The organism is Pseudomonas sp. PS01303 (assembly GCF_029959385.1).
GTDB classification, from domain to species: domain Bacteria; phylum Pseudomonadota; class Gammaproteobacteria; order Pseudomonadales; family Pseudomonadaceae; genus Aquipseudomonas; species Aquipseudomonas rustica.
The window spans coordinates 1-22,949 of the sequence record NZ_JASCPK010000096.1; the positions used below are offsets into that span (position 1 = coordinate 1).

A 22,949-nucleotide genomic window follows, 5' to 3' on the forward strand; every position below is an offset into this window, starting at 1 on the left:
TGGTTACTGAGCCCCATCGGGCCTCTTCGCGAGCAAGCCCGCTCCCACAGGGGAATGCATTCCCCTGTGGGAGCGGGCTTGCTCGCGAAGGCTTCCGCACAAACACCCACGATCTCCCTGACTCCCTGTAAACTCCGCTATCTTTCGCCGACACTCAGGGAGCTCAAATGTCCGGTTCGATCCTCTATATCCACGGTTTCAACAGCGCCCCGGCCTCGAAAAAGGCCTGTCAGCTGGTAACGGTGATGGAGCAACTGGGTTTGAGCGACAAACTGCGTGTCCCGGCCCTGCATCACCATCCGCGCGAAGCCATCGGTCAGTTGGAGCAGGCAATCGCCGAGCTGGGCAGCCCGCTGCTGGTGGGAAGCTCACTCGGCGGCTACTATGCGACTCACCTGGCCGAGCGCCATGGCCTGAAAGCCCTGCTGGTCAACCCGGCGGTCAGCCCGCACCGGATGTTCGACGGCTATCTGGGCACGCAGAAAAACCTGTATGCCGATGAAACCTGGGAATTGACCCACGACCATGTAACGGCCCTGGCCGAGCTGGAAGTGCCGGCGCCTCAGGACGCCCAGCGCTATCAGGTATGGTTGCAGACCGGCGATGAAACACTGGATTATCGCCTCGCCCAGCAGTATTACCGCGCCTGTGCCTTGCGCATTCAGGCCGGCGGCGACCACAGTTTCCAAGGCTTTGCCGGTCAATTGCCGGCGTTGCTGAGTTTTGCCGGCATTGGTGCCGATGTGTATCAGGCAATCGATTTCACCGCACTGTGAAGTCTTGCCCCTATTTCATGAATGACTGACGACGAGACCCTATGGCCACTCCCAGCGCTAGCTCTTATAACGCCGACGCCATCGAAGTCCTCTCGGGCCTCGACCCGGTGCGCAAGCGCCCCGGCATGTACACCGACACCAGTCGGCCGAACCACCTCGCCCAGGAAGTCATCGACAACAGCGTCGACGAAGCCTTGGCTGGTCACGCCAAATCGGTGCAGGTCATCCTGCACGCCGATCACTCGCTGGAAGTCAGCGATGACGGCCGTGGCATGCCGGTCGACATCCACCCGGAAGAGGGTGTGTCGGGCGTCGAACTGATTCTCACCAAGCTCCACGCGGGCGGCAAGTTTTCCAACAAGAATTACCAGTTTTCCGGCGGTCTGCACGGCGTGGGTATTTCCGTGGTCAACGCCTTGTCGACCGAAGTTCGCGTGCGCGTAAAGCGTGACGGCAACGAATACCAGATGACGTTCGCCGATGGCTACAAAGCCACCGAGCTGGAAATCGTCGGCACCGTCGGCAAACGCAACACCGGCACCAGCGTGTACTTCGCGCCGGATCCGAAATACTTCGATTCACCAAAATTCTCCATCAGCCGCCTCAAGCACGTGCTCAAGGCCAAGGCTGTGCTGTGCCCGGGCCTGCTGGTCAGCTTCGAAGACAAAGGCACCGGCGAGAAAGTCGAGTGGCATTACGAAGACGGCCTGCGCTCGTATCTGGTCGACGCCGTCAACGAATTCGAACGCCTGCCAAACGAGCCGTTCTGCGGCGCTTTTGCCGGTAATAAAGAAGCCGTCGACTGGGCGCTGTTGTGGCTGCCGGAAGGTGGCGACGCGGTGCAGGAAAGCTACGTCAACCTGATCCCGACGGCGCAGGGCGGCACCCACGTCAACGGTTTGCGTCAGGGCCTGCTCGATGCGATGCGAGAATTCTGCGAATTCCGCAGTCTGCTGCCACGCGGCGTGAAGCTGGCGCCGGAAGACGTCTGGGAGCGCATTGCGTTCGTCCTGTCGATGAAAATGCAGGAGCCGCAATTCTCCGGCCAGACCAAAGAACGACTGTCGTCCCGTGAAGCGGCGGCATTCGTCTCCGGTGTGGTCAAGGATGCGTTCAGCCTGTGGCTCAACGCCAACCCGGAAACCGGTCTGGCCCTGGCCGAACTGGCGATCAACAACGCCGGTCGTCGTCTCAAGGCAAGCAAAAAGGTTGAACGTAAACGCGTCACCGCAGGCCCGGCATTGCCGGGCAAACTGGCGGATTGCGCCGGCCAGGATCCGATGCGCTCCGAACTGTTCCTCGTCGAAGGTGATTCCGCCGGTGGTTCCGCCAAGCAAGCGCGGGACAAGGAATTCCAGGCGATCCTGCCGTTGCGCGGCAAGATCCTCAACACTTGGGAAGTCGACGGCAGCGAAGTGCTCGCCAGTCAGGAAGTGCACAACATCGCCGTGGCTATCGGTGTCGATCCTGGCGCGGCGGACATGAGCCAGCTGCGCTACGGCAAGATCTGCATCCTCGCCGACGCCGACTCCGACGGTCTGCACATTGCCACGCTGCTGTGCGCGTTGTTCGTCCAGCATTTCCGCCCGCTGGTGGATGCCGGTCACGTCTACGTCGCCATGCCGCCGCTGTACCGCATCGACTTGGGCAAAGAAATTTACTACGCCCTCGACGAAGCCGAGCGCGACGGTATTCTCGACCGTCTGGTTGCCGAGAAGAAACGCGGCAAACCGCAGGTCACCCGATTCAAAGGTCTGGGTGAAATGAACCCGCCACAGCTGCGCGAAACCACCATGGACCCGAACACTCGGCGTCTGGTGCAACTGACGCTGGGCGAAGACTACGCCGAGACCTCGGAAATGATGGACATGCTGCTGGCGAAGAAACGCGCCGGCGACCGCAAAACCTGGCTGGAATCCAAAGGCAACCTTGCCGAGGTGCTGACCTGATGCAGTTTGGCTGGGCCTTGGCGGGTGCCTTGCTGCTGAGTTCAATGACCGTGTCGGCCGAGCCGATACAAGAACTGCGCCTGCTCGCCGAGCATCCGGTCGACGGCATGCGCGGCGGCAACCTTTCGGGGCTGGCGTTGTGCGGTAACGAGTTGTGGACGGTGTCCGATCGTGATGACGATCAGATCTACCGTCTCAATACCGGCGACAAGGTCTGGCAGGCCGAAACCGTGCACATCGACGTCCCGCCGGTGCCTGACAGCGGTTTGCCGTGGGGCATCAGCTCACGCACGTGGGCTGCATCGTTTGTGCGTGGCGGCGATCTGGATTTCGAAGGCATCACCTGCGACAACGCTGGCAATCGCTTCATCGTCAGCGAGGCCCACGCGGCCGTGTTGCAAGTGCCGCCACAAGGCCCGGCGTCATGGCTGAAAATCTCGCCAATGCTGGTGAAAGAAGCCCGCGCCAGTGGCATGTTGCTGCACTTCAATGCGCTGTTCGAAGGCTTGGCGATCAACCCGGCGGGCGATCAGATCTGGTTGGCCGCCGAGCGTGAGCGCCGTGGTCTGCTGACCATCAAGCGTCAGCAAACGGTCTGGGATTGCGACGGTGCTTGTGTGTTGCTCAGCGAGGCGGGCGTGGAAATGCAGCCACCGCAATTCCCCAAGGCTCGCGCCGTCACCCGTGATTTCGCCGACCTGTCGCTGTTCAATGGCAAGCTGTTCACGCTGGAACGCAATGCCTTCGAGATCTGCCGCCGCGACGCAGTCACGGCTAAAGTCGAGCAATGCTGGTCGTTCGCTGAAGATGCCTTGCAACCGCAGCGCCAATACCCACAGGCCTACGGTCTGGCAGAAGCCTTGGTGGTGGATGCGCAGGGCGCGTGGATCGGTATCGACAACAATGAAGGCGTCCGCGCCGACGGCGAAAAACGTCCGATCATCTGGCGCTTTGCCGCGCCTGACGGTGGCTGGAGCGCCAAGCCTTGAGCCAGCAACCCCCGGGCAAACGCGCCGGTCGCGTGCTGATGATTCTGGCCTGGTGCGCGGCGTTGTTTCTGGCCACGCGGTTTTTCGGCCAGTGGGAGCAACGCCAGCAGAATCCGAACGTGGTAGTCAGTTCGGAGCAGGGCGAAGGATTTATTGAGGTGAAACTGGCCGGCAATGCCCAAGGGCATTTTGTCGCCAGCGGTCAGATCAACGGTGAGCCGGTGGAGTTTATGCTCGACACCGGTGCGACCGATGTGGCGATCCCGGCGGATCTGGCCAAACGTTTGAAGCTGGAAGAAGGTTTCGGTGTGACCCTGAGCACGGCCAACGGCCTGAGCCAGGGCTATCGAACCAAAATTGCCCGCCTGCAACTGGGCGACATCGTGCTGCGGGACGTCCGCGCACTGGTGGCGCCGGGGTTGCATGGCGATCAGGTGTTGCTCGGCATGAGCGCCTTGAACAAACTTGAATTTACTCAGCGCGGTGGCACCATGTTGCTGCGCCAGACAACGAACCGATGAGGCCTGCATGAGCAATCCCCTTGATCTCAGCCTGGACGGTGTAGAACGCCGGTCGCTGGCTGACTTCACCGAAAGTGCCTACCTCAACTACTCCATGTACGTGATCATGGACCGTGCGCTGCCGCATATCGGCGACGGTCTGAAACCGGTACAGCGTCGCATCATTTATGCGATGAGCGAGTTGGGCCTGGACGCCGATTCCAAGCACAAGAAATCCGCGCGTACCGTCGGTGACGTGCTCGGTAAGTTTCACCCGCACGGTGACTCGGCGTGCTACGAAGCGATGGTGCTGATGGCTCAGCCGTTCAGCTATCGCTACACGCTGGTCGACGGCCAGGGTAACTGGGGTGCGCCGGACGATCCGAAGTCCTTCGCCGCCATGCGTTACACCGAAGCGCGCCTGTCGCGTTATTCCGAGGTGTTGCTCAGCGAACTGGGCCAAGGCACTGCAGACTGGGGCCCGAACTTCGACGGCACCCTGCAGGAACCGTTGGTGCTGCCGGCGCGCCTGCCGAACATTCTGCTCAACGGCACCACCGGCATCGCCGTGGGCATGGCCACCGATGTGCCGCCGCACAACCTGCGCGAAGTCGCCACTGCTTGCGTGCGTCTGCTCGATGAGCCGAAAGCCACCGTCGAACAGCTCTGCGAGCATATTCAGGGCCCGGACTATCCGACCGAAGCGGAAATCATCACGCCGCGCGCCGACCTGCTGAAAATGTACGAAACCGGCAAGGGTTCGGTGCGCATGCGCGCCGTGTACCACGTCGAGGATGGCGACATCATCGTCACCGCGCTGCCGCACCAGGTTTCCGGTGCGAAAGTGCTGGAGCAGATCGCCGCGCTGATGCAGGCGAAACCGTCGAAAGCGCCGCAGATCGCGGACCTGCGTGACGAATCCGACCACGAAAACCCGTGCCGCATCGTCATCATTCCGGTCAATAGCCGCGTCGATCACGATGCGCTGATGCAGCACCTGTTCGCCAGCACCGAGCTGGAGTCGACCTACCGGGTCAACGTCAACATCATCGGTCTGGACGGCAAACCGCAGCTGAAAAACCTCCGCGCCTTGCTGGTCGAATGGCTGGAATTCCGCGTGCAGACCGTGCGTCGCCGCCTGCAATTCCGCCTCGATAAAGTCGAGCGTCGTCTGCACCTGTTGGACGGTTTGTTGATCGCCTACCTCAACCTGGATGAAGTGATCCACATCATCCGTACCGAGGAACACCCGAAAGCCAAGCTGATCGAGCGTTTCGCCCTCAGCGAGATTCAGGCCGACTACATTCTCGACACCCGTCTGCGTCAGTTGGCGCGACTGGAAGAGATGAAGCTGCGCGATGAGCAAGACGAACTGCTCAAGGAACAAGCCAAGCTGCAAGCGTTGCTGGGCAGCGAAGCCAAGTTGAAAAAACTGGTGCGCACCGAGCTGATCAAGGACGCCGAAACCTATGGCGACGACCGTCGTTCGCCAATCGTCGAGCGCAGCGAAGCCAAAGCGTTGACCGAGCATGATCTGCTGCCGAACGAGAAAGTCACCGTTGTGCTGTCGGAAAAAGGCTGGATCCGTTCGGCCAAAGGTCACGACATCGACGCGACCGGCCTGTCATACAAGGCCGGCGACGGCTTCAAGACCTCGGCGGCGGGGCGTTCCAACCAGTCTGCCGTGGTGATCGACTCCACCGGCCGCAGCTATTCGGTCGCCGCGCACACGTTGCCGTCGGCGCGTGGCCAGGGCGAACCGTTGACCGGCCGTCTGACGCCGCCACCGGGCGCCTCGTTTGAATGCGTGCTGATGCCGGAAGACGACGCGTTGTACGTGATCGCCTCCGACGCCGGTTACGGTTTCGTCGTGAAAGGCGAAGACCTGCAAGCCAAGAACAAGGCCGGTAAAGCCCTGTTGAGCCTGCCGAACAACGCCAAAGTCATCGCGCCGCGTCCAGTGGCTGATCGTGAGCACAACTGGCTGGCCTCGGTCACGACCGAAGGTCGCCTGCTGATCTTCAAGATCAGCGATCTGCCACAATTAGGGAAGGGCAAAGGCAACAAGATCATCGGTATTTCCGGTGAACGTGTCGCCAGTCGCGAAGAATATGTCACGGACATCGCCGTCATTCCGGAAGGCGCTACGTTGGTGTTGCAGGCCGGAAAACGAACTCTGTCGCTGAAGGCCGACGACCTCGAACACTACAAAGGTGAGCGTGGACGTCGTGGCAATAAGCTACCTAGGGGCTTCCAGAGAGTGGATGCGCTGCTCGTCGAAAACCTCAATTAGGCGTCCTAGAGGCGTCGATCCACGATTTAACGCGTAGATCGACGCTTTGGCGCTGGAGTCGGAACGCATATTCACGGATGATATGGCCTTTCAAGCGCCGGCGTGGCCGAGCGTTCTTCATATTTATTGAGTATTTTCACTGTGGTCAGCCTTGTGGCGGCCACCTGGACGGGATGATGACTGCGCTACGCCTTCCACTTATTTTGTTGCTCGCCGGCGTTCTTGGCCTGGCGGGTTGCAGCGTTCACCAGCCGGTGTCGCTGTATCAACTGGACAGCGGAAGTCCGGTTCAGCCTGCGCAAAGCGCGGGCATGGCGGTTTTGTTGGGCCCGGTAGTCGTCGCTGATTACCTGCAACGTGAAACACTGCTGCAACGTCAACCCGACGGCAGCCTGCAAGCGGCGACCGATGGTCGTTGGGCCGGCAGCCTTTCGTCGGATATCGATCAGTTGTTGATGCGTCAGGTCGCGGGTCACCTCGACAGCCAACGTGTGGTGCTGGCACCGGCCACCAGCGGGTTTACCCCGGATGTGCAGGTGTTGCTGACCATCACGCGTCTGGACTCCGGCGTTAAACAACCGGCGATTCTGGATGCGCAGTGGCGTTTGATTGACCGTCGTGGTCAGGTGCGGGATAACCGCATCATTCATCTGCAAGAGCTGCATGCCGGTAGTACGGCTTCGCAGGTTCAGGCGCAGGGGATTTTGTTGCAGCGTCTGGCTGAGCAGTTGTCGGTGGCGCTGAAACCGTTGGCTAATCAGCCTCCGGTGGCTGAAACGCCGCGTAAGTCGGCACCGAAACCGGCAGCGCCGGCGGCGGACGCGGATAAGCAGCCGAAGATTCCAATGGCTTCGCCGATTCGGACGGATATGGAAGTGTTCCGCTTCTGACGCTGGATCGAATCAGAACAGAGCCCGCCTTGTGCGGGCTTTGTTGTGTCTGGGGTTCTGCGTGAGAGATCAAAAGCCCCTCACCCTAACCCTCTCCCAGAGGGAGAGGGGACTGACCGAGGTGTCTGGCGTCATACGTCGACCTGAAAGGTCCAGGCGATTATGGTTTCAAAGCAGGCGTCATACATCGATCTTAAATATCCTGGCGATTATGGATTCACAGCTGGGCGTTCAAGTCGGTGCAGCTCTGCAATATCCCTCAATCAGTCCCCTCTCCCTCCGGGAGAGGGATAGGCGGGCGGCGTTCCGATGAGGGGCTTTTCAGTCACCCACAAAAAAGCCCGCAAACAATCACTCGTCTGCGGGCTTCTGTGTTTCAGGCCGAAGGCTTAAGCCCGACGCTCATGCATCCGTGCCAGTTGCCGTTCCAGCATCGACGGATAAGGCTCCATCAACCGCTCCACACAGCAAGCGCCCTCAGGGCTGGCGATCGGGCGGATTCGCGCGCGTTGGCGGATCAGCGCGTCGTCACCAATCTTGCGTTCCACCAGCAGCAGATTGCGGCTGTGCTGCGACAGGGCCAAAGCATCCTGCGCCGAATCCGTCAGCAGCAGATCGATCTGGCTCAACCCAAACAGCTCATCGCCCAAGGTCAGGCCCAACTGCAATTGCAGGGTGATGCCGCTGTCCGCGACTTCAATCTGCAACTGATGGCCCAGCGCGCGCAGCAGCTCGCCGCAGCAGATCGCGTTGGTCAGGTAATCGTCGCCGCTGTCTTCGGTGTGGAACAGCATCAGCGTGCTGCCGTCGTTCAAGGTTTCGATTTCACCCTGATACAACGAAGCCGCCTGATCGAGGCAGTCGCGATAACGTTCCAGCAATTCTTCCAGACGCGCACGCGGCAGGCGACGCAGTTGTTCCTGCGAACCCAGTTGCACGGCGAGCACAGCACTGTGTTGCGGCACGCTCGGCGTGGCTTTGCGCACGACCGGTTGCGGTGCTGCATCGAGCGATTCGTCGCGCAGATCGGCAAACGCGTCGTCGTCTTCATCGTCTTCAACGGTGCTGACGACGTGGCGTGGCGCCGGTTTCTGGGCGGCCATCGGACGGGTTTCGTCGAAGCTCGGATCGCGCAGGTTGCGCACTTCGAACTCGGGTTCGTCGTCCTCTTCTTCGAATTCCGGCTCGGGTTCCGGTTCAGGCACGGGCGCTGGTTCCGGGGCGTAGTTGGCGTGCAGTTGACGCGCCAGATCGCCGATCTCGTCCTGACGATCTGTGCCTGGCGTGTACTCGTCGATGTTGCGCAGCCACACGCGCAATTGCAGCAGTGGCGTCGACAAATTACGGCCAATGCGCAGGCTCAGGGCCAGCGACAGCGCCAACAGAATCCCGCTGAGAATGCCCATGCTTTGCAGGCTGATGGTCATCGGCTGCTGGAACTGATCCATGTCGAGGCTGATGCGCAGTTGCCCGGCGGTCACGTCCTGGAACGTGATCTTGCTCTCGTACATGCCTTCGGCTTCGCCCAACAGGCTGTGCTTGGGCCGCTGACCGGACTCGGCGAGGATGCGGTTATCCACGCTGTAGATCGCCGCGTGGGCCACCAGTTTGTTCTTGGTCAGGTTGTTGAGCAGCACGTTGAGGCTGAGGATGTCGTTGGACACCAACAGCTCCGTGGCAGAGGTCGCGGTCTGCGTGGTCAGGCTTTCGCCCAGCGCATCGGCCTGCTGGTGCATGGCCTGCTTGAATTGCAAACCCATCACGCCGGCATAGATCACCAGGGCCAGAGCGACCAGGATCACGTTATGGCTGGCAATGCGCAATGCAATCGGTACACGGCGGTGGCGCAGTGCACGGAAGATCAGCAGGAAGAAGTTATCGGTTTTAACTGGCGTGGGCCGGTTCACTGAGCTCGGCTCTTTTGTCCGTGAAGTTGACGCGCAGTATAGCGACAGGCCCTAGACCGGCAAAGCGCTGACGGTGCCCGATGGTCACTGAAAGTGGGTAGAATGCGGTTTTTTTCCAGTTGCGGGGGTGCGCGTTGCGCGAAATCGTCCTGATTAACATCACGGGAGTCGACCGTCCGGGTCTGACGGCAGCCATTACCGGTGTTCTGGCACAAGGTGGTGTGAACATTCTCGATATCGGTCAGGCGGTGATCCACGACACCCTGTCGTTCGGCATCCTGGTTGAAATTCCCGATTCCGAGCAAGGCAAATCCGTGCTCAAGGACATTCTGTTCAAGGGCTACGAGCTCGACCAGCAGGTGCGCTTCACCCCGGTGTCCGAAGAGGATTACCAGCAATGGGTGGGCAACCAGGGCAAAAAACGCCACATCGTGACCTTGCTGACCCGCAAGGTGACCGCCGGCCAATTGCAGGCCGTCAGCTCTATCACTGCTAAATACGGTTTGAACATCGACCACATCGACCGTCTGTCGGGTCGTATGCCGCTAGACACGCCTGCGGACAAGGGCAAGGGCTGCATCGAGTTTTCCGTGCGTGGCGAAGCGGCCGATCCGCAGGCTCTGCGCGCCGAATTCCTCAGCGTCGCGCAAGAGCTGAACGTCGACATCGCTTTCCAGGAAGACTCGCTGTTCCGTCGCAACCGTCGTCTGGCCGTGTTCGACATGGACTCGACGCTGATCGAAGCGGAAGTGATCGATGAGCTGGCCAAGGCTGCCGGTGTCGGCGAACAGGTGTCGGCCATCACCGAACGGGCGATGTCCGGCGAGCTGGATTTCCGCGCCAGTTTCAAAGAACGTCTGGCGCTGCTCAAAGGCCTTGACGTCAGCGTGCTTGATTCGATCGGCGCTTCGCTGCGTCTGACCGAAGGCGCGGAAACGTTGTTCGCCGAGCTCAAACGTCTGGGTTACAAGACCGCGATCCTGTCTGGCGGCTTCACCTATTTCGCCAAACAATTGCAGGCCAAACTTGGCATCGACTACGTGTTCGCCAACGAACTGGAAGTGGTCGACGGCAAGTGCACCGGCGTGGCGATCGAACCGATTGTCGATGCGCAGCGTAAGGCTGACCTGTTGAAAGAGTTGGCGCATAAAGAAGGTTTGCGTCTGGAGCAGACCATTGCCGTGGGCGATGGCGCGAACGATCTGCCGATGCTGGCAATTGCCGGGTTGGGCGTGGCGTTCCGCGCCAAGCCGTTGGTGAAGCAATCGGCGAAGCAGGCGATTTCGACGTTGGGTCTGGATGGTGTGCTGTATCTGCTGGGCTTCCGCGATCGTGATGGGCAGTTGTAATTAAAGATCAAAAGATCGCAGCCTTCGGCAGCTCCTACATGGTTTTTCTCCTGTAGGAGCTGCCGAAGGCTGCGATCTTTTGCTTTATAGCGACTTCCACAACGAATCAAAATCCTCCTCGCTCCCGCCATTCTGCGCGGCTTCCAGCGAGCGGTAAGCGAACTGATTAAAACTGTGCGTACTCGCCACCCGCCGATCCAGCCCGGCGCGGTGTTCTTCGCCGTGGGTGTTGATCAGCACTTTGCTGCCTTCCTGAAACGGCAGGCGCGGCGCGAGCAGTGTCGCGGGCACGTCAATTGCGCTGATCTCCGGCAACAATAGTCCACGCAAATACTGGCTGTGATCGTCCCGCGAACGCACCAGTTGCAAGCCGCAGGGCTGGGCGTGTGGCGCCACCAGTTCAATGCCCATTTGCGTGCCGCCGCCGCGCACCTGACGAATCCAGCGAATCACCGCGATGCTCCAGCCCAGACTGACGCTGTCCTGAATGCCGAGCATTTCCCCGGCCTGCAATTCGGCGGGCACTTCTTTCGGCCAGCCTAGGCAGTAACCGCCGGGGCTGTGATTGATCACGGGCAACGCATAAGTCGGATAGTGCGGTGCGGCATCGGCGCTGCTTTCGTCTTCGACGAGGTGGTCGTACTGGATTTCTTCGTAGGGCAAAAACTCCTCGTTATTCTGTGGCGCCGCATCGAAGGCCTGGCTCCAGCTGTCCTTTTCACCCTCGGCCACGGCGTGGCTGAAATTCGCTGCGCGGGCGCCAGGATGTTTGAGCATGTCGCTGAAACTGCGCTCGCCGCCAAGGTAGAAGTGCAGGGCGCTCATGCCCACGCACACGGTCAGATTGCCTTGGCCGACAGTGCGCTGAAAACTGCGCTCGGCCGCTTCGCCCCACGTCGCGTGTAAATGTTGCAGCGTGTCGAAACTCAGCCCGGTCGGGACGGGCAAAGGCTTGGACGTGTCCTGATGCAGCAGATGCGCTTCGAGGGTATTCACCAGCGGTTGCGGATCGAAGCCGAGCAAACCGGCGCGTTGCTCGCTGCGAAACATGCTGCGGTAACGCGGGCCGATATCGAGTTCGGCGCTGATCGCAAACAGGCCGTCGTCGGGCGTACCGGGGTGCAGCTTGAGCAGGGCGCTCCATGGTTCAAGCACTTCGGCAAGGCGGGCGATCTGGTTCTGGCGCAGTTGATTGCAGCGCGCGCTGCCGAGGAGCAGGGCGGCGATGTAGGTTTGTTCGAGGCTCAGCTCCGTGGTCAGGCTGGCCAGATCGTCATGCACGCGCCGCTGTTGCAGCTGCAATTCACACGCGATGCGATAGAGCTGATGCAGTTCAAACCACAAATGCTCTGGCGGCGGACTGTATAGCTGGGTTGCGCGAACCAGTTGGCCCTCCAACGCATGCGCCGCGCGCTGCAAAGCCAATCCAACCAACGCCGCACGATCCTTGCTGTACTTCGGCGCAATCCGCAGAACGATCTGTTTGTAACCGATCGCCAGATGACTTTGCAGGGCCTGACACAGATTGCTGATCTTGCGCGAACGCTCATCGAGCATGATCGCCTGATGCAGGAAATGTCGCTCCAGATGCTGACAGACGAAATACACCTCGGGCCGCAGCAATTCGAGCAGGTGCAGACGATTGTCGCTGGGGGTGAGTAATTGGTTGAGTTCGCCGAGGCCTTGATACAACTGGCGGGCGGTTTCGCCGATGTTGGCCTTGGGCAGGCCGGCGATCCAGCGCTTGAGGTCGCGCGGGGTGGCTTCGCAAAATGACAGGCGCGGCTGATTCGGGGTCGGGGCGCGCAGCTGTGGGGGAGAGATGGTCTGGCTCATGCCAAAAACCATAGCAGCAAATAAGCGAGCGGGTGTTCTGCCTCAACGCATCGTCATTGACGATGCACACAAAACAACGTGTAGGAGCTGCCGCAGGCTGCGATCTTTTGATCTTGATCGTTCCCACGCTCTGCGTGGGAATGCAGCCGTGGACGCTCCGCGTCCAAAGATCAAAAGATCGCAGCCTTCGGCAGCTCCTACAGAGGCATCGACCGTCAGGGGAATCCATGACAGTCGATGCGTACTCAGGCGTTTGGCAGTGCCAGGCCTTGGCCCATCTGCACTGGCGAACCGGCAACCAGTTCTTCAGCCCATTTCACTTGATCCGGGCCGAACAGCACGATTGCGGTCGAACCCAGTTTGAAGCGGCCCAGTTCAGCACCTTTCTCCAAGTGGATCGGCGCACGCGCGGCTTCGTCGTAGCGGAAGGTTTTCAGCTCACGCTTCGGCGGGGTGACCAGACCGGCCCACACGGTTTCAATCGAAGCGACGATCATCGCGCCGACCAGCACCACCGCCATCGGGCCGCGCTCGGTGTCGAAGATGCACGCCACGCGCTCGTTGCGAGCGAACAGTTCCGGCACGTTTTCAGCGGTGGTCTGATTCACCGAGAAAATCCGGCCCGGGATATAGACCATCTCGCGCAGGGTGCCGGCCAGCGGCATGTGCACGCGGTGGTAGTCCTTCGGCGACAGGTAAATAGTGGCGAAGTCGCCGCCCATGAACGGTGCCGCATTGGCCGCATCACCGCCGAGCAGTTCGAGCACGCTGAAGCTGTGGCCCTTGGCCTGGAACACGCGACCGTGTTCGATCGGGCCGAGCTGGCTGACCGCACCGTCGGCCGGGCTGAGGATCGCGCCCGGGGTTTCGTCCAGCGGGCGCGCGCCGTCTTTCAGGGCGCGGGTGAAGAACGCGTTGAAGTGCTCGTAAGCGGTCAGGTCTTCGACCAGCGCTTGCGACATGTCGACTTCATAACGCTTGGCGAACCACTGGGTGAACGCATTCTTGAACCAGCGCACGCGGCACTCGGCAACGCAGCCGGCCAGGCGCGACAGCAGGTGATGAGGCAGCAGGTACTGACTGAGGATAAACAGACGCTCTTTCATTAGTTGTCCTTAAAAACCTTAAATCTCGACTGGCGTGTCAGGGTGGTTGCCCCATTCGCCCCAGGAACCGGCGTAGCCTTTGACCCGCGGATAACCGAGGGATTTGGCCACCAGATAAGTGAAGCCCGACCGGTGATGGGTCTGGCAGTGGGTAATGATTTCTTTGTCCTTGGTGATCCCGAGGTCTTCGAGGATCTGCGGCATGTCGCTGCGAATGCGCAACTGACGCGCCTTGTCCATGCCCGCCGTCCATTCGAAATTGACCGCGCCGGGAATATGCCCGGCCTTGGCGGCCAGCACTTTCTCGCCGGAGTATTCCAGCGGCCCGCGCGCATCCCAGATCGCCAGATCGGCAGCCCCGAGACGGCTTTGCAGGTATTCGCGGGTCGCGGTCGGCTCGTCGTGCAGGGTCAACGGCAGTGGGCCGCCGACCGCTGCAGGCACTTGAATCGACATCGGCATGCCATCCGCCAGCCACGCCGGCAAACCACCGTCTATATAGTGGTACTTGTGGTGACCGATCACGTCGAGCAACCAGATGAAGCGTCCGGCCCAGCCGCCACCCTCATCGTCGTAAACCACGTAGACCGCGTCCTTGCGATGGCCCAGCTCGCCGAACAATGCTTCCAGATCGGCTTTGGCCGGCAGCAAACCCGGCGCCGGCGGCTGGCCGAGCTGGGTACGCTTGGGGTCGACAAAGCGCGCGCCGGGGAGATGTCCCTCGGTGTAGCGGGCGGCACTGGTCAGATCCACCAGAATCAGCTCTTCAGACTCAAGCCGAGGCAGCAGGTCGCTCGGTTCGATGACGAGCGGCAAGCCAGAGAAGTCAGACATGCGAGGTCTCCAGAGCACAAAGGGGAGGATTGTAGCGCAGCCTCATCGGCCACGGCTGCTAAAGCTGTACAGGGCTTTTTCGATGCACTGCGCGGTTTTGCCAAAGGCCTGCACGCTGATGTCGGCAAACGGCCCGCCGCCCTGATCGGCCACGACAATCATGATCACCCGGCCATTGTTGACCAATGAACGCAGGAACAGGTGCTCACCGCGAAACAGCGTGCGCAGGCCCGGCGGCAGCAGCGCGGAAAACTGGGCGTTGTTGTCCGGGTTGATCCGCACCTGCGCCTGTTGCGCGAGTAAACGTTGCAGGACGCTGCTCTGGCTGACGACAAAATTCAGCGCTGCCGCTTCTTTCGGCAGGCCGAAGGTTTGATTCACGCGCAGATTGGATTGTGTGCGGTCAGCCATCAGGATCATCACCCGGCGCATGCCGCTGGCCACCAGCGCATCGCGGGCGGCGACGGTCAGGCTCATGGCATTGGTGAAACGGCTCGGCTCGGCCAGCAGTTCGGCGCATTGCTTGCGCCACTGGCTCAAATCTTCAGAAGTCGGCGCGGCGGCGGGCAGCATGCCGGCGGGTAAACGACGAGTGCCCCACGGCCACAGCAGGGAAACGGCCGGGTGCCACAAATCAGGCATCGCATGTTGCCGGGCACTGTTCGCGGCTTGTTGGTGCAACTGTTGCTGCACCTCGTCCATGGAAATCTGCAGATACAGGCTGGTCAGGTACTGCCAGCGTTCACTGTGCGGGCTGTCCCAGGCCTGTTGCGCCGACAGCGCCAGACCGTTGGCCAGCAGCACGGTGTTGGCCGGTTGATTGAGCCAGCGGCGCAGGGTCGGGTCATCGTCGAGGCGATTTTGCTGGCGCAGCGGGTGCTCGCTGTCGCGGGCGATGCGCAGCACTTTGACCAGTTCACGCTGTTCGCTGAGCAGCAATTTATAGCCTTGCTGCACCCAGATCGGCAGGTGCCAGACCGCAACCAGCGCTTCCGCGATCCGCAGCAGGCGCACGCCGAACAATTGCTTTTCGACGGTGCGCGCCGACTCGCCCTTGTGGATAACCCGCAGTTCCCACTCTTCGAGCAACTGTGGATAAGTCAGCGCCAGTGGCCACAGCGGCGACAGAAACAACAGGCTGCCCCAATGAATGTCCTGCCACAGCCGCGCCAGGCGACTGGCGAAAAAACCGTTGGCCTGTTGCGTCGCGTGCTGGCTGATCATCTGCAATTGGCGCAGGGCCTTGGGGATTTGCATCTGCGGTTGGACGGGCAGGCGCGCGAGCAGTTCTTCGGTGCGGGCGAGGCCGAGACGGTTGATCGCCACTTCCAGATTTTCCGCCGGCGTGCCCATGTTGCCGTGGGTGTGACGATTGGCCTCACGGATGATGCTCAAGGCCAGCGCCGGGCTGTCCTGCATCAAATCGGCGATGTCGCGCAGCGAGCTGCGGTTATCACGGATCGCGCGACAGACCTTGTCATGCGCCTCTTGCGGCACGGGCAGGCGAACGCTGTCGAGCAGCTTGACCCAGCCTTCGAGGGTGGTCGGTTTTGCGTGTGGGACGTTCGTTTCATTAGCCATGTCTGGACGGGATCTTCATCTGCTTTAGACGCGCCCGGCATGGGCTAAATTGGCTTTTCGCCTGAACTGGCTATAGTCTGGCGCAGTTTTGCCGATAAGTAGAAGAAGAGATTTTTTAACTTCCGAATATGACCTTGAACCCGACTTAAATAAGTACTTTCTACCTATGGCTAAAATTATCGGCATCATCGTCGTATTCGCGAGCGTGCTCGGCGGATACGTGCTTTCCCACGGCAAAATTGCCGCCCTGATCCAGCCTTTCGAGGTGTTGATTATCGGTGGCGCGGCACTCGGTGCGTTCCTGCAGGCCAACCCCGGCTACATGACGATGCACGTGCTCAAGAAATCCCTGAGCATGTTCAGTTCGCGCTTCACCCACACGTTCTATCTGGAAGTGCTGGGTCTGATCTACGAGATCCTCAACAAGAGCCGCCGCGAAGGCATGATGGCCATCGAAGGCGACATCGAAGACGCCGCCGCGAGCCCGATTTTCGCCAAGTACCCGGCGGTGCTCAAAGACGAGCGCATGACCGCGTTCATCTGCGATTACCTGCGCATCATGTCGTCCGGCAACATGGCCCCGCACGAGCTGGAAGGCTTGTTCGACATGGAGCTGTACAGCCTTAAAGAAGACCTCGAACACCCATCGCATGCAGTGAACGGCATCGCCGACGCCATGCCGGGTTTCGGTATCGTTGCGGCGGTACTCGGTATCGTGGTGACCATGGCCTCGCTGGGTGAGGGCGATCAGAAGTCCATCGGCCTGCACGTGGGTGCGGCACTGGTGGGTACCTTCTTCGGTATTCTCGCGGCGTACGGTTTCTTCGGCCCATTGGCGCATTCCCTGGCCCACGACGCCAAGGAAGAGCTGAACGTTTACGAAGCCATCAAAGCCTCGCTGGTGGCTTCGGCTTCCGGCATGCCGCCGTCGCTGGCGGTCGAGTTCGGCCGCAAAGTGCTGTACCCGGCGCACCGTCCAAGCTTCGCCGAGCTGGAACAAGCGGTTCGCGGTCGCTAAGTCATGGAAAATAATCAGCCGATTATTATCAAGCGCGTCAAGCGCATAGCCGGTGGGCATCACGGCGGGGCGTGGAAAATCGCCTTCGCCGACTTTGCGACGGCGATGATGGCGTTCTTCCTCGTGCTGTGGCTGTTGTCCACCGCCACACCCGAGCAGAAGATCGCCATCGCCGGTTATTTCAAAGACCCGGTCGGCTTCTCCGAAAGCGGCACGCCGTACATCATCGACTTGGGCGGCACGCCGACCCTGGCACCGGAAAACACCCTCAACCCTGAGGTGAAATCCCAGCCGCAACCAGACAAGGTCACCGTCGACACCGAACAGGTCGAAGGCATGGCCGAGCAGGTCGAGAAAGAACGTCTGGAACTGCTCCTGCAAGAACTGCAGAACAAGGTCGACGAGAACCCGCAACTGCAGAAATTCAAGGATCAGATCCTCTTCGAGATCACTCCGAATGGTTTGCGCATCCAGATCATGGACGCTGAAAACCGGCCGATGTTTGACTCCGGTTCCGCACGTCTGAAGCCGTACTTCGAAGACATCTTGCTGGCGATGGCCGATACCATCAAAGCGGTGCCGAACAAGATCAGCATCAGCGGCCACACCGACGCCAAGCCGTACACTGGCACTGGCGATTTCGGTAACTGGGAGCTGTCGGCCAACCGCGCCAACGCGGCACGTCGTGCACTGGTGGCGGGCAGTTATCCGGATGCGCAAGTGGCGCGGGTCGTCGGTTATGCCTCGTCGGCGTTGTTCGACCGGGAAAACCCGTTCAATCCGGTCAACCGCCGCATCGACATCGTCGTCCTGACCAAAAAGGCCCAGGAAGCGATCGAGGGCGCGCAAGGTGCGGACGCAGCGAAACCAGTCGATGAAAGCCACAACGGCGCCACCCCGGCAACGCCGGTTGATCCGAATGCTCTGCCGGCGGATCAGCAACCGGTGCCGCCGCATGAGTTGCGTGAACGGCTGAACTTGTTTGATGACGCCGCGCCGAAACCGGCGGAACCGGGGAGTGCGGCGCCAGCGCCGGCTCCTGCGCCGAAGCAGTAAGAGACGAAAAAGCCGACAGTGATGTCGGCTTTTTTGTGGCTGGCGGTTTGAGATTTGGTGTGGCGCCAAGAGCACCCCCTCACCCCAGCCCTCTCCCCCAAGGGGTAGAGGGGAAAGGGAGCCGATCTTTGTGCAGTTCAAAACCTGAGTACGACTCAGGAATTTCAGGTCGGCGTACCTCGAACATTCACCTCGGTCAGTCCCCTCTCCCCCCGGGAGAGGGCTAGGGTGAGGGGTTCTCAAGCCAAGCCGAACAATCAAAACCCCCGCCGAATCCTGCCCTTCAACTGATCATGAAACTGCTCGGCATTCCTCTTGTAAGTCCCCTTCATCGACTCACTCATCGAATCCAGCATCACCGAACGCTTGTTCGTCACTTCCTCACGATAAGCATCAATAAAGAAATCCAGATCTTTATCCGTGCTCAATTTCGGCCATTTATCCAGATACAGCGGCAGCTCCGCCGGCCCGGTCTTGAACGAGCAGATCCGCCGGTTGCTGATAGTCGCCTCGCCAATCTCGAACGGCACCCACCACGACGAAGCCGTCCGCTCCGAGACCACCGCCAGCAAGTGCGTGCACTCGGTGATGTTGCGGGTGATGACGCCGGTGATGTCGTCGGTGGTCTGTGATTCCGGATCGAGCACATCCAGATAAGTCTTGATGTTCGCCTGTTTCAGGCGACTGTTGATCGCCATGGCCTGCATACGATCCATGTGGCGGTAGCTGATAAACACAGGCATCAGAAGTGTCCTTTGATTGCGAGTTCGCGGTAGTAGGCGCCGAGCGCGGTGAGGCGGCAGCCGGTGGAGTGGAGGGCGGCGTAGTACATGTGCTCGGCGTCGACCGGTTCGATCAGGCTGTGGCGATTGCACTTCTGCAGTTGCGCGAAGACCTCGCCGTGTTCCGGATTGAAGCTGGCCTCGGTCGGTTCGTAGCTGGGATCGAGCGGGTAGGTCGATTCGGCTTCGGCAAACCATTCGGGCAGTTTGCGCAGGATCTCTTTGGGGATCAGTGGCGAGACTTCGCGCAGGGAAATGAACTGCGACACATTGGTCTTGAACACCGGGCGTTGTTCCCAAGCGTCGAGCGCGTTATCGACAAAGGAATAGAGGCTGCCGGGCGTGATCTTGCCGAGAATGTTCGCCGCGCCGCCGTGCAGGGCCTGAAGCAGCAAACCGGTAAACACGCCGTGTTGCGCGCCTTCCATGGCCGGTTCTTCCTTTTTGCACGCGGTGAGAATGGTCATGCCTTCGCCGACCACACTGCTTTCGCTGCGCAAGGCGCGCACTTCACCGGCGGCGCCGCTTTGGCAGCAATCGAGGATGATCACTTTGTTTTTGATGCGTGTGGCTTTGCTCGCCCAGTTGAGGATGTCGCTGATGCGGATGCCGTCCTTGGCGTTGCGATAATCCTGGGGCAGCAACATGCCTTCGTCATTGTCGGTATCGAAACCGCCATGCCCGGCGAAATACAGCAGGGCGACATTGCAGTCGCCGGAAAACAGCTCGCGGATCTGGTCTTCGAGCATCTCCCGACCCAGGTAATCCTCAGCCGACGTCAGCACGACGTTCTTGAAGTTGGGGTCGCCGTCGGCGTCGGTTTTCAGCACCGAGGCCATGGCCATGGCGTCATTGCTGCAACCGCTCAGGCGCGAAATATGCGTGTAGTCGTTGATGCCGATAAACAGTCCCTTGCGCATGATCAGGCCGCCGTGTGCAGGCGGATCGCGCCGACGATGCTGTTGGTGTTCCACGCGCATTCGGCGTGTGCGGCGTTACGCACCACCGTGGAAATACGCTCGGCGCCGAACGGTTTCACCGCGATGATCACCTTGCCCATGCGCTTGGCGATCTCGATTTCCTTGTTGATCCACTTGCTGTAGGTCGAATACATGCCGGCCATGATCAGCACCGCCGAGCATGGACGAATCTTGTTTTCGATGGCTTCTTCGAGCTGTTTGTCGGTCTGCGCGCCCATGATCGGGTTGTGCGGCGGCACCGAAAAATTCTTGTAGGTGAAGTCGGGGTGGGCACTGAGCAGGCACCAGATTGTCGTGGGCGTGGGAGTAGTTCCACGAGTGGCTGATGAACAAATGGTAGGTTTGCATGGGGGTTCCTCTGGGGCGCGAACGTGCGACGAGGAACTCAATGTAGGCTCATGAAACGTGCCCACAAGGCTTGGGCGAAGAAAGAGAAATGTCCTGCAAGCAGGCGTGCAAAAGTCCTACAGAAAAGACCGATGTTTAAAAAAGGGAGGAGGGTGTCAGGGGAAAACCGACATCCGGCAGCCCTTGGGGAAAGGGCTGCCGGTGCGACTGTTTAATAGCCGTTTTCGGGCAGGCTGGCGATGATCGAGCGGTAGCTGTTCATGCGCTGTTGCTGAACGCGGCCGTCTTCCAGTGCCTTGAGCAAGGCGCAACCGGGCTCGCGGTCGTGCTTGCAGTCGCGGAAACGGCAAGTGCCGAGCAGGTCGTCGAACTCGATGAAACCGGCTTCAACATCGGCACGGCTGACGTGGCCCAGGCCGAATTCACGGATACCCGGGGAGTCGATCAGCTCACCGCCACCGGGGAAGTGGAACAGGCGCGCGGTGGTCGTTGTGTGCGTGCCCTGACCGGACAGCTCGGACAGCGGCCCGACGCGGGTTTCGACTTCAGGCAGCAAGCTGTTGACCAGCGACGACTTGCCGACACCGGACTGACCGACGAACACGCTGATGCGTCCGTCGAGCTGCTTTTGCAGCTGTTCCATGCCGTCACCGTGGTGCGCCGACACTTCCAGCACCGGATAACCCAGCGTGCGGTACACCGCCAGCAGCGCATTGAGCGCCGGTGCGTTGTGCTCGTCGATCAGGTCGAATTTGTTCAGCAACAGCAACGGGCGGATGCCGGCGTGTTCGGCGGCTACGAGATAGCGGTCGATCAGGTTGGCATGCGGCTCGGGCAGCGGCGCGAAGACGATAACGATCATGTCGACGTTGGCCGCGACCGGCTTCAACTGGCCTCGGCTGTCCGGACGGCAGAGCTCGGTGGTACGCGGCAATTGCGCGACGATCACACCGATGCCCTGATTGCCGGCACGCCAGACAACCGTGTCGCCGGTCACCAGCGCAGGCAGGTTGGCGCGCAAGTGGCAGCGAAAAACCTGGCCGGCCTGTTCGCCGTCAATGGCCTCGACTTCGACTTGCACGCCGAAGTGAGCGATCACCAAGCCGGTCTGTTCCGGGCCCAGGTCGCCGCCCTCCAGGGCTTCGACAGCCGAGGACTCGCGTTTGGCGGCGCGTGCGGCGCGTTCGCCCTGAATCTTTTCGATGCGCCAGTTTTGACGACGATTGAGTTGGCGTTTGGCCATTGGTGTTCCGTCTGAAGAATGCAGCGATTAGGTAAAACGGCCGCGAGTTTAGCACGCCCGGCAGCCGGCCTAGGCTAAACTGCGCAGCATTGCTCAGGAGCCGAAACATGCAAAACCCGCAGAATCTGATCTGGATCGACCTCGAAATGACCGGCCTTGACCCGGACAACGACGTCATCATCGAAATGGCCACCATCGTCACCGACAGTGACCTCAACACCTTGGCCGAAGGCCCGGTGATCGCCATCCACCACAGCGACGAAGTGCTCGCGCGCATGGACGAATGGAACACCCGCACCCACGGCAACTCCGGCCTGACCCAGCGCGTGCGCGACAGCCGCATCAGCATGGCCGAAGCCGAAGCGGAAACCATCGCCTTCCTCGAGAAATGGGTGCCGAAGGGCAAGTCGCCGATCTGCGGCAACAGCATCTGCCAGGATCGGCGCTTCCTTTATACGCACATGAAAGCGCTGGAAAGCTATTTCCACTACCGCAACCTCGACGTCTCGACGCTCAAGGAACTGGCGGCACGCTGGGCACCGGACGTACGCGACAGCTTCAAAAAGGGCAGCACCCATTTGGCGCTGGACGATATTCGCGAATCGATCGCCGAGCTGCAGCACTACCGCAAGCACTTCATCAAGTTCTGATGCGATCCCTGTAGGAGCTGCCGAAGGCTGCGATCTTTTGATCTTTTTTTAAAAGCAAAATCAAAAGATCGCAGCCTGCGGCAGCTCCTACGGGGTTTTGTGTTTGCTGTGGCGCCCTCTTTTGGTGCCGCACCGAAATGGCTAGACTGCGCGCCTTCCTGACTGGATCGCCACCATGTTGCTGATGCTCTATCTGATTGCCATCACCGCTGAAGCCATGACCGGCGCGCTGTCTGCAGGCCGTCGTGGCATGGACTGGTTTGGCGTGGTGCTGATCGCCTGCGTCACGGCATTGGGCGGCGGTTCGGTGCGCGACGTACTGCTCGGGCATTACCCGCTGACGTGGGTCAAACACCCGGAATACCTGGTGCTGACCTCGGTCGCGGCGATGTTCACCGTGTTCACCGCCCGCTGGATGCGCCACCTGCGCTCACTGTTTCTGGTGCTCGACGCCGTCGGTCTGGTGGCCTTCACCCTGATCGGCTGCATGACCGCACTGGAAATGGGCCACGGCATGTTGGTGGCCTCGGTCAGCGGCGTGATCACCGGCGTCTTCGGCGGCATCCTCCGCGACATCTTCTGCAACGACATCCCGCTGATCTTCCGCCGAGAACTCTACGCCAGCGTCTCGTTCGCCGCGGCGTGGTGTTACATGCTTTGCCTGTATCTGAATTTGCCAAGCGAGCAGGCGATCCTGATTACGTTGTTCGGCGGCTTCCTGCTGCGCCTGCTGGCGATCCGCTTCCACTGGGAAATGCCTAAGTTCGTCTATAACGATCAGCCGTAACGCGATATTCCATGTAGGAGCTGCCGCAGGCTGCGATCTTTTGACGTTCAAGATCAAAAGATCGCAGCCTGCGGC

General features: G+C 60.4%; 19 protein-coding genes and 1 pseudogene. 11 read left to right on the plus strand and 9 right to left on the minus strand.

All coding sequences use genetic code 11. The annotated features are described in order from the left end of the window. Positions 1-167 precede the first annotated feature (167 nt). The 6 genes from QMX93_RS21575 (at position 168) to QMX93_RS21600 (ending at position 7,397) form a co-directional block, all read left to right on the plus strand. Positions 168-776 (plus strand): YqiA/YcfP family alpha/beta fold hydrolase, encoded by a 609-nt coding sequence (locus tag QMX93_RS21575; protein ID WP_282357901.1) that lies wholly within the window; start codon positions 168-170, stop codon positions 774-776. Between the two features lie 41 nt (positions 777-817). Continuing rightward, positions 818-2,725, plus strand: coding sequence for a DNA topoisomerase IV subunit B (gene parE / locus QMX93_RS21580; protein ID WP_053116747.1), 1,908 nt, complete (start codon positions 818-820; stop codon positions 2,723-2,725). Beyond that, the gene (locus tag QMX93_RS21585) at positions 2,725-3,714 is read left to right on the plus strand and encodes an esterase-like activity of phytase family protein (RefSeq protein ID WP_282357902.1); all 990 of its coding nucleotides are present in this window, start codon (positions 2,725-2,727) and stop codon (positions 3,712-3,714) included. The genes parE and QMX93_RS21585 overlap by 1 nt, the downstream gene beginning before the upstream one ends. Next, positions 3,711-4,235 (plus strand): TIGR02281 family clan AA aspartic protease, encoded by a 525-nt coding sequence (locus tag QMX93_RS21590; RefSeq protein WP_053116749.1) that lies wholly within the window; start codon positions 3,711-3,713, stop codon positions 4,233-4,235. The genes QMX93_RS21585 and QMX93_RS21590 overlap by 4 nt, the downstream gene beginning before the upstream one ends. A gap of 7 nt (positions 4,236-4,242) precedes the next feature. Beyond that, positions 4,243-6,507: a DNA topoisomerase IV subunit A gene (gene parC / locus QMX93_RS21595; protein WP_053116750.1), complete on the plus strand. Its 2,265-nt coding sequence runs from the start codon at positions 4,243-4,245 to the stop codon at positions 6,505-6,507. Positions 6,508-6,683: 176 nt separating this feature from the next. Further along, complete coding sequence (locus QMX93_RS21600; protein WP_282357903.1) at positions 6,684-7,397, plus strand: ABC-type transport auxiliary lipoprotein family protein; 714 nt, start codon at positions 6,684-6,686, stop codon at positions 7,395-7,397. 389 nt (positions 7,398-7,786) lie between these two features. Here the strand turns inward: QMX93_RS21600 and QMX93_RS21605 are convergent, their stop codons facing one another. Further along, positions 7,787-9,304, minus strand: coding sequence for an AhpA/YtjB family protein (locus tag QMX93_RS21605; protein ID WP_282357904.1), 1,518 nt, complete (start codon positions 9,302-9,304; stop codon positions 7,787-7,789). Positions 9,305-9,438: 134 nt separating this feature from the next. Here QMX93_RS21605 and serB point away from each other — a divergent pair, with 134 nt between their 5' ends. Continuing rightward, positions 9,439-10,653 (plus strand): phosphoserine phosphatase SerB, encoded by a 1,215-nt coding sequence (serB, locus tag QMX93_RS21610; protein ID WP_053116753.1) that lies wholly within the window; start codon positions 9,439-9,441, stop codon positions 10,651-10,653. 84 nt (positions 10,654-10,737) lie between these two features. Here the strand turns inward: serB and QMX93_RS21615 are convergent, their stop codons facing one another. From QMX93_RS21615 to QMX93_RS21630, 4 genes are all read right to left on the minus strand, one after another. After that, positions 10,738-12,489, minus strand: coding sequence for a molecular chaperone (locus QMX93_RS21615; RefSeq protein ID WP_282357906.1), 1,752 nt, complete (start codon positions 12,487-12,489; stop codon positions 10,738-10,740). Positions 12,490-12,734: 245 nt separating this feature from the next. Beyond that, complete coding sequence (gene asd, locus QMX93_RS21620) at positions 12,735-13,595, minus strand: archaetidylserine decarboxylase (RefSeq protein ID WP_282357907.1); 861 nt, start codon at positions 13,593-13,595, stop codon at positions 12,735-12,737. An 18-nt stretch (positions 13,596-13,613) separates the two neighbouring features. Beyond that, the gene (gene rhdA, locus QMX93_RS21625) at positions 13,614-14,429 is read right to left on the minus strand and encodes a rhodanese-like domain-containing protein (RefSeq protein WP_212544898.1); all 816 of its coding nucleotides are present in this window, start codon (positions 14,427-14,429) and stop codon (positions 13,614-13,616) included. Positions 14,430-14,471: 42 nt separating this feature from the next. After that, positions 14,472-16,010: an HDOD domain-containing protein gene (locus tag QMX93_RS21630; RefSeq protein WP_282357908.1), complete on the minus strand. Its 1,539-nt coding sequence runs from the start codon at positions 16,008-16,010 to the stop codon at positions 14,472-14,474. 166 nt (positions 16,011-16,176) lie between these two features. Between QMX93_RS21630 and motA the strand changes: the two genes are divergently transcribed. Then, positions 16,177-17,028 carry a flagellar motor stator protein MotA gene (gene motA, locus QMX93_RS21635; protein ID WP_053116758.1) on the plus strand — a complete coding sequence of 284 codons (852 nt, stop codon included), beginning with the start codon at positions 16,177-16,179 and terminating at the stop codon, positions 17,026-17,028. A 3-nt stretch (positions 17,029-17,031) separates the two neighbouring features. Further along, on the plus strand, positions 17,032-18,084 hold the full coding sequence (gene motB / locus QMX93_RS21640) for a flagellar motor protein MotB (RefSeq protein ID WP_282357909.1): 1,053 nt from the start codon (positions 17,032-17,034) through the stop codon (positions 18,082-18,084). 257 nt (positions 18,085-18,341) lie between these two features. On the opposite strand, the gene QMX93_RS21645 is transcribed toward motB, so the two are convergent. The 4 genes and pseudogenes from QMX93_RS21645 to rsgA all read right to left on the minus strand — a co-directional run bounded on the left by QMX93_RS21645 (position 18,342) and on the right by rsgA (position 21,437). Continuing rightward, positions 18,342-18,827: a toll/interleukin-1 receptor domain-containing protein gene (locus QMX93_RS21645; protein ID WP_053116761.1), complete on the minus strand. Its 486-nt coding sequence runs from the start codon at positions 18,825-18,827 to the stop codon at positions 18,342-18,344. Further along, positions 18,827-19,786, minus strand: a complete 960-nt coding sequence (locus tag QMX93_RS21650) for a caspase family protein (RefSeq protein ID WP_053116762.1) — start codon at positions 19,784-19,786, stop codon at positions 18,827-18,829. The genes QMX93_RS21645 and QMX93_RS21650 overlap by 1 nt, the downstream gene beginning before the upstream one ends. Positions 19,787-19,788: 2 nt before the next feature. After that, positions 19,789-20,194 (minus strand): annotated as a pseudogene (locus tag QMX93_RS21655) (TIR domain-containing protein). A gap of 211 nt (positions 20,195-20,405) precedes the next feature. Continuing rightward, positions 20,406-21,437, minus strand: a complete 1,032-nt coding sequence (gene rsgA / locus QMX93_RS21660; RefSeq protein WP_007915800.1) for a small ribosomal subunit biogenesis GTPase RsgA — start codon at positions 21,435-21,437, stop codon at positions 20,406-20,408. A 107-nt stretch (positions 21,438-21,544) separates the two neighbouring features. On the opposite strand from rsgA, the gene orn reads away from it, so the two are divergent. Beyond that, a complete protein-coding gene (gene orn / locus QMX93_RS21665; protein WP_053116764.1) occupies positions 21,545-22,087 on the plus strand; it encodes an oligoribonuclease in 543 nt (180 codons plus the stop codon). 175 nt (positions 22,088-22,262) lie between these two features. Further along, positions 22,263-22,874 (plus strand): trimeric intracellular cation channel family protein, encoded by a 612-nt coding sequence (locus QMX93_RS21670; RefSeq protein ID WP_282357910.1) that lies wholly within the window; start codon positions 22,263-22,265, stop codon positions 22,872-22,874. Positions 22,875-22,949 lie beyond the last annotated feature (75 nt).

Bases quoted from the DNA above. Each gene is read 5' to 3' on its own strand.
- rsgA (WP_007915800.1), bottom strand. From the start codon at position 21,437: ATGGCCAAACGCCAACTCAATCGTCGTCAAAACTGGCGCATCGAAAAG.
- motB (WP_282357909.1), top strand. From the start codon at position 17,032: ATGGAAAATAATCAGCCGATTATTATCAAGCGCGTCAAGCGCATAGCC.
- asd (WP_282357907.1), bottom strand. From the start codon at position 13,595: ATGAAAGAGCGTCTGTTTATCCTCAGTCAGTACCTGCTGCCTCATCAC.
- parC (WP_053116750.1), top strand. From the start codon at position 4,243: ATGAGCAATCCCCTTGATCTCAGCCTGGACGGTGTAGAACGCCGGTCG.
- orn (WP_053116764.1), top strand. From the start codon at position 21,545: ATGCAAAACCCGCAGAATCTGATCTGGATCGACCTCGAAATGACCGGC.
- QMX93_RS21650 (WP_053116762.1), bottom strand. From the start codon at position 19,786: ATGCGCAAGGGACTGTTTATCGGCATCAACGACTACACGCATATTTCG.
- QMX93_RS21600 (WP_282357903.1), top strand. From the start codon at position 6,684: ATGACTGCGCTACGCCTTCCACTTATTTTGTTGCTCGCCGGCGTTCTT.
- motA (WP_053116758.1), top strand. From the start codon at position 16,177: ATGGCTAAAATTATCGGCATCATCGTCGTATTCGCGAGCGTGCTCGGC.
- QMX93_RS21585 (WP_282357902.1), top strand. From the start codon at position 2,725: ATGCAGTTTGGCTGGGCCTTGGCGGGTGCCTTGCTGCTGAGTTCAATG.
- QMX93_RS21615 (WP_282357906.1), bottom strand. From the start codon at position 12,489: ATGAGCCAGACCATCTCTCCCCCACAGCTGCGCGCCCCGACCCCGAAT.
- rhdA (WP_212544898.1), bottom strand. From the start codon at position 14,429: ATGTCTGACTTCTCTGGCTTGCCGCTCGTCATCGAACCGAGCGACCTG.
- QMX93_RS21645 (WP_053116761.1), bottom strand. From the start codon at position 18,827: ATGCCTGTGTTTATCAGCTACCGCCACATGGATCGTATGCAGGCCATG.
- QMX93_RS21630 (WP_282357908.1), bottom strand. From the start codon at position 16,010: ATGGCTAATGAAACGAACGTCCCACACGCAAAACCGACCACCCTCGAA.
- QMX93_RS21670 (WP_282357910.1), top strand. From the start codon at position 22,263: ATGTTGCTGATGCTCTATCTGATTGCCATCACCGCTGAAGCCATGACC.
- parE (WP_053116747.1), top strand. From the start codon at position 818: ATGGCCACTCCCAGCGCTAGCTCTTATAACGCCGACGCCATCGAAGTC.
- QMX93_RS21575 (WP_282357901.1), top strand. From the start codon at position 168: ATGTCCGGTTCGATCCTCTATATCCACGGTTTCAACAGCGCCCCGGCC.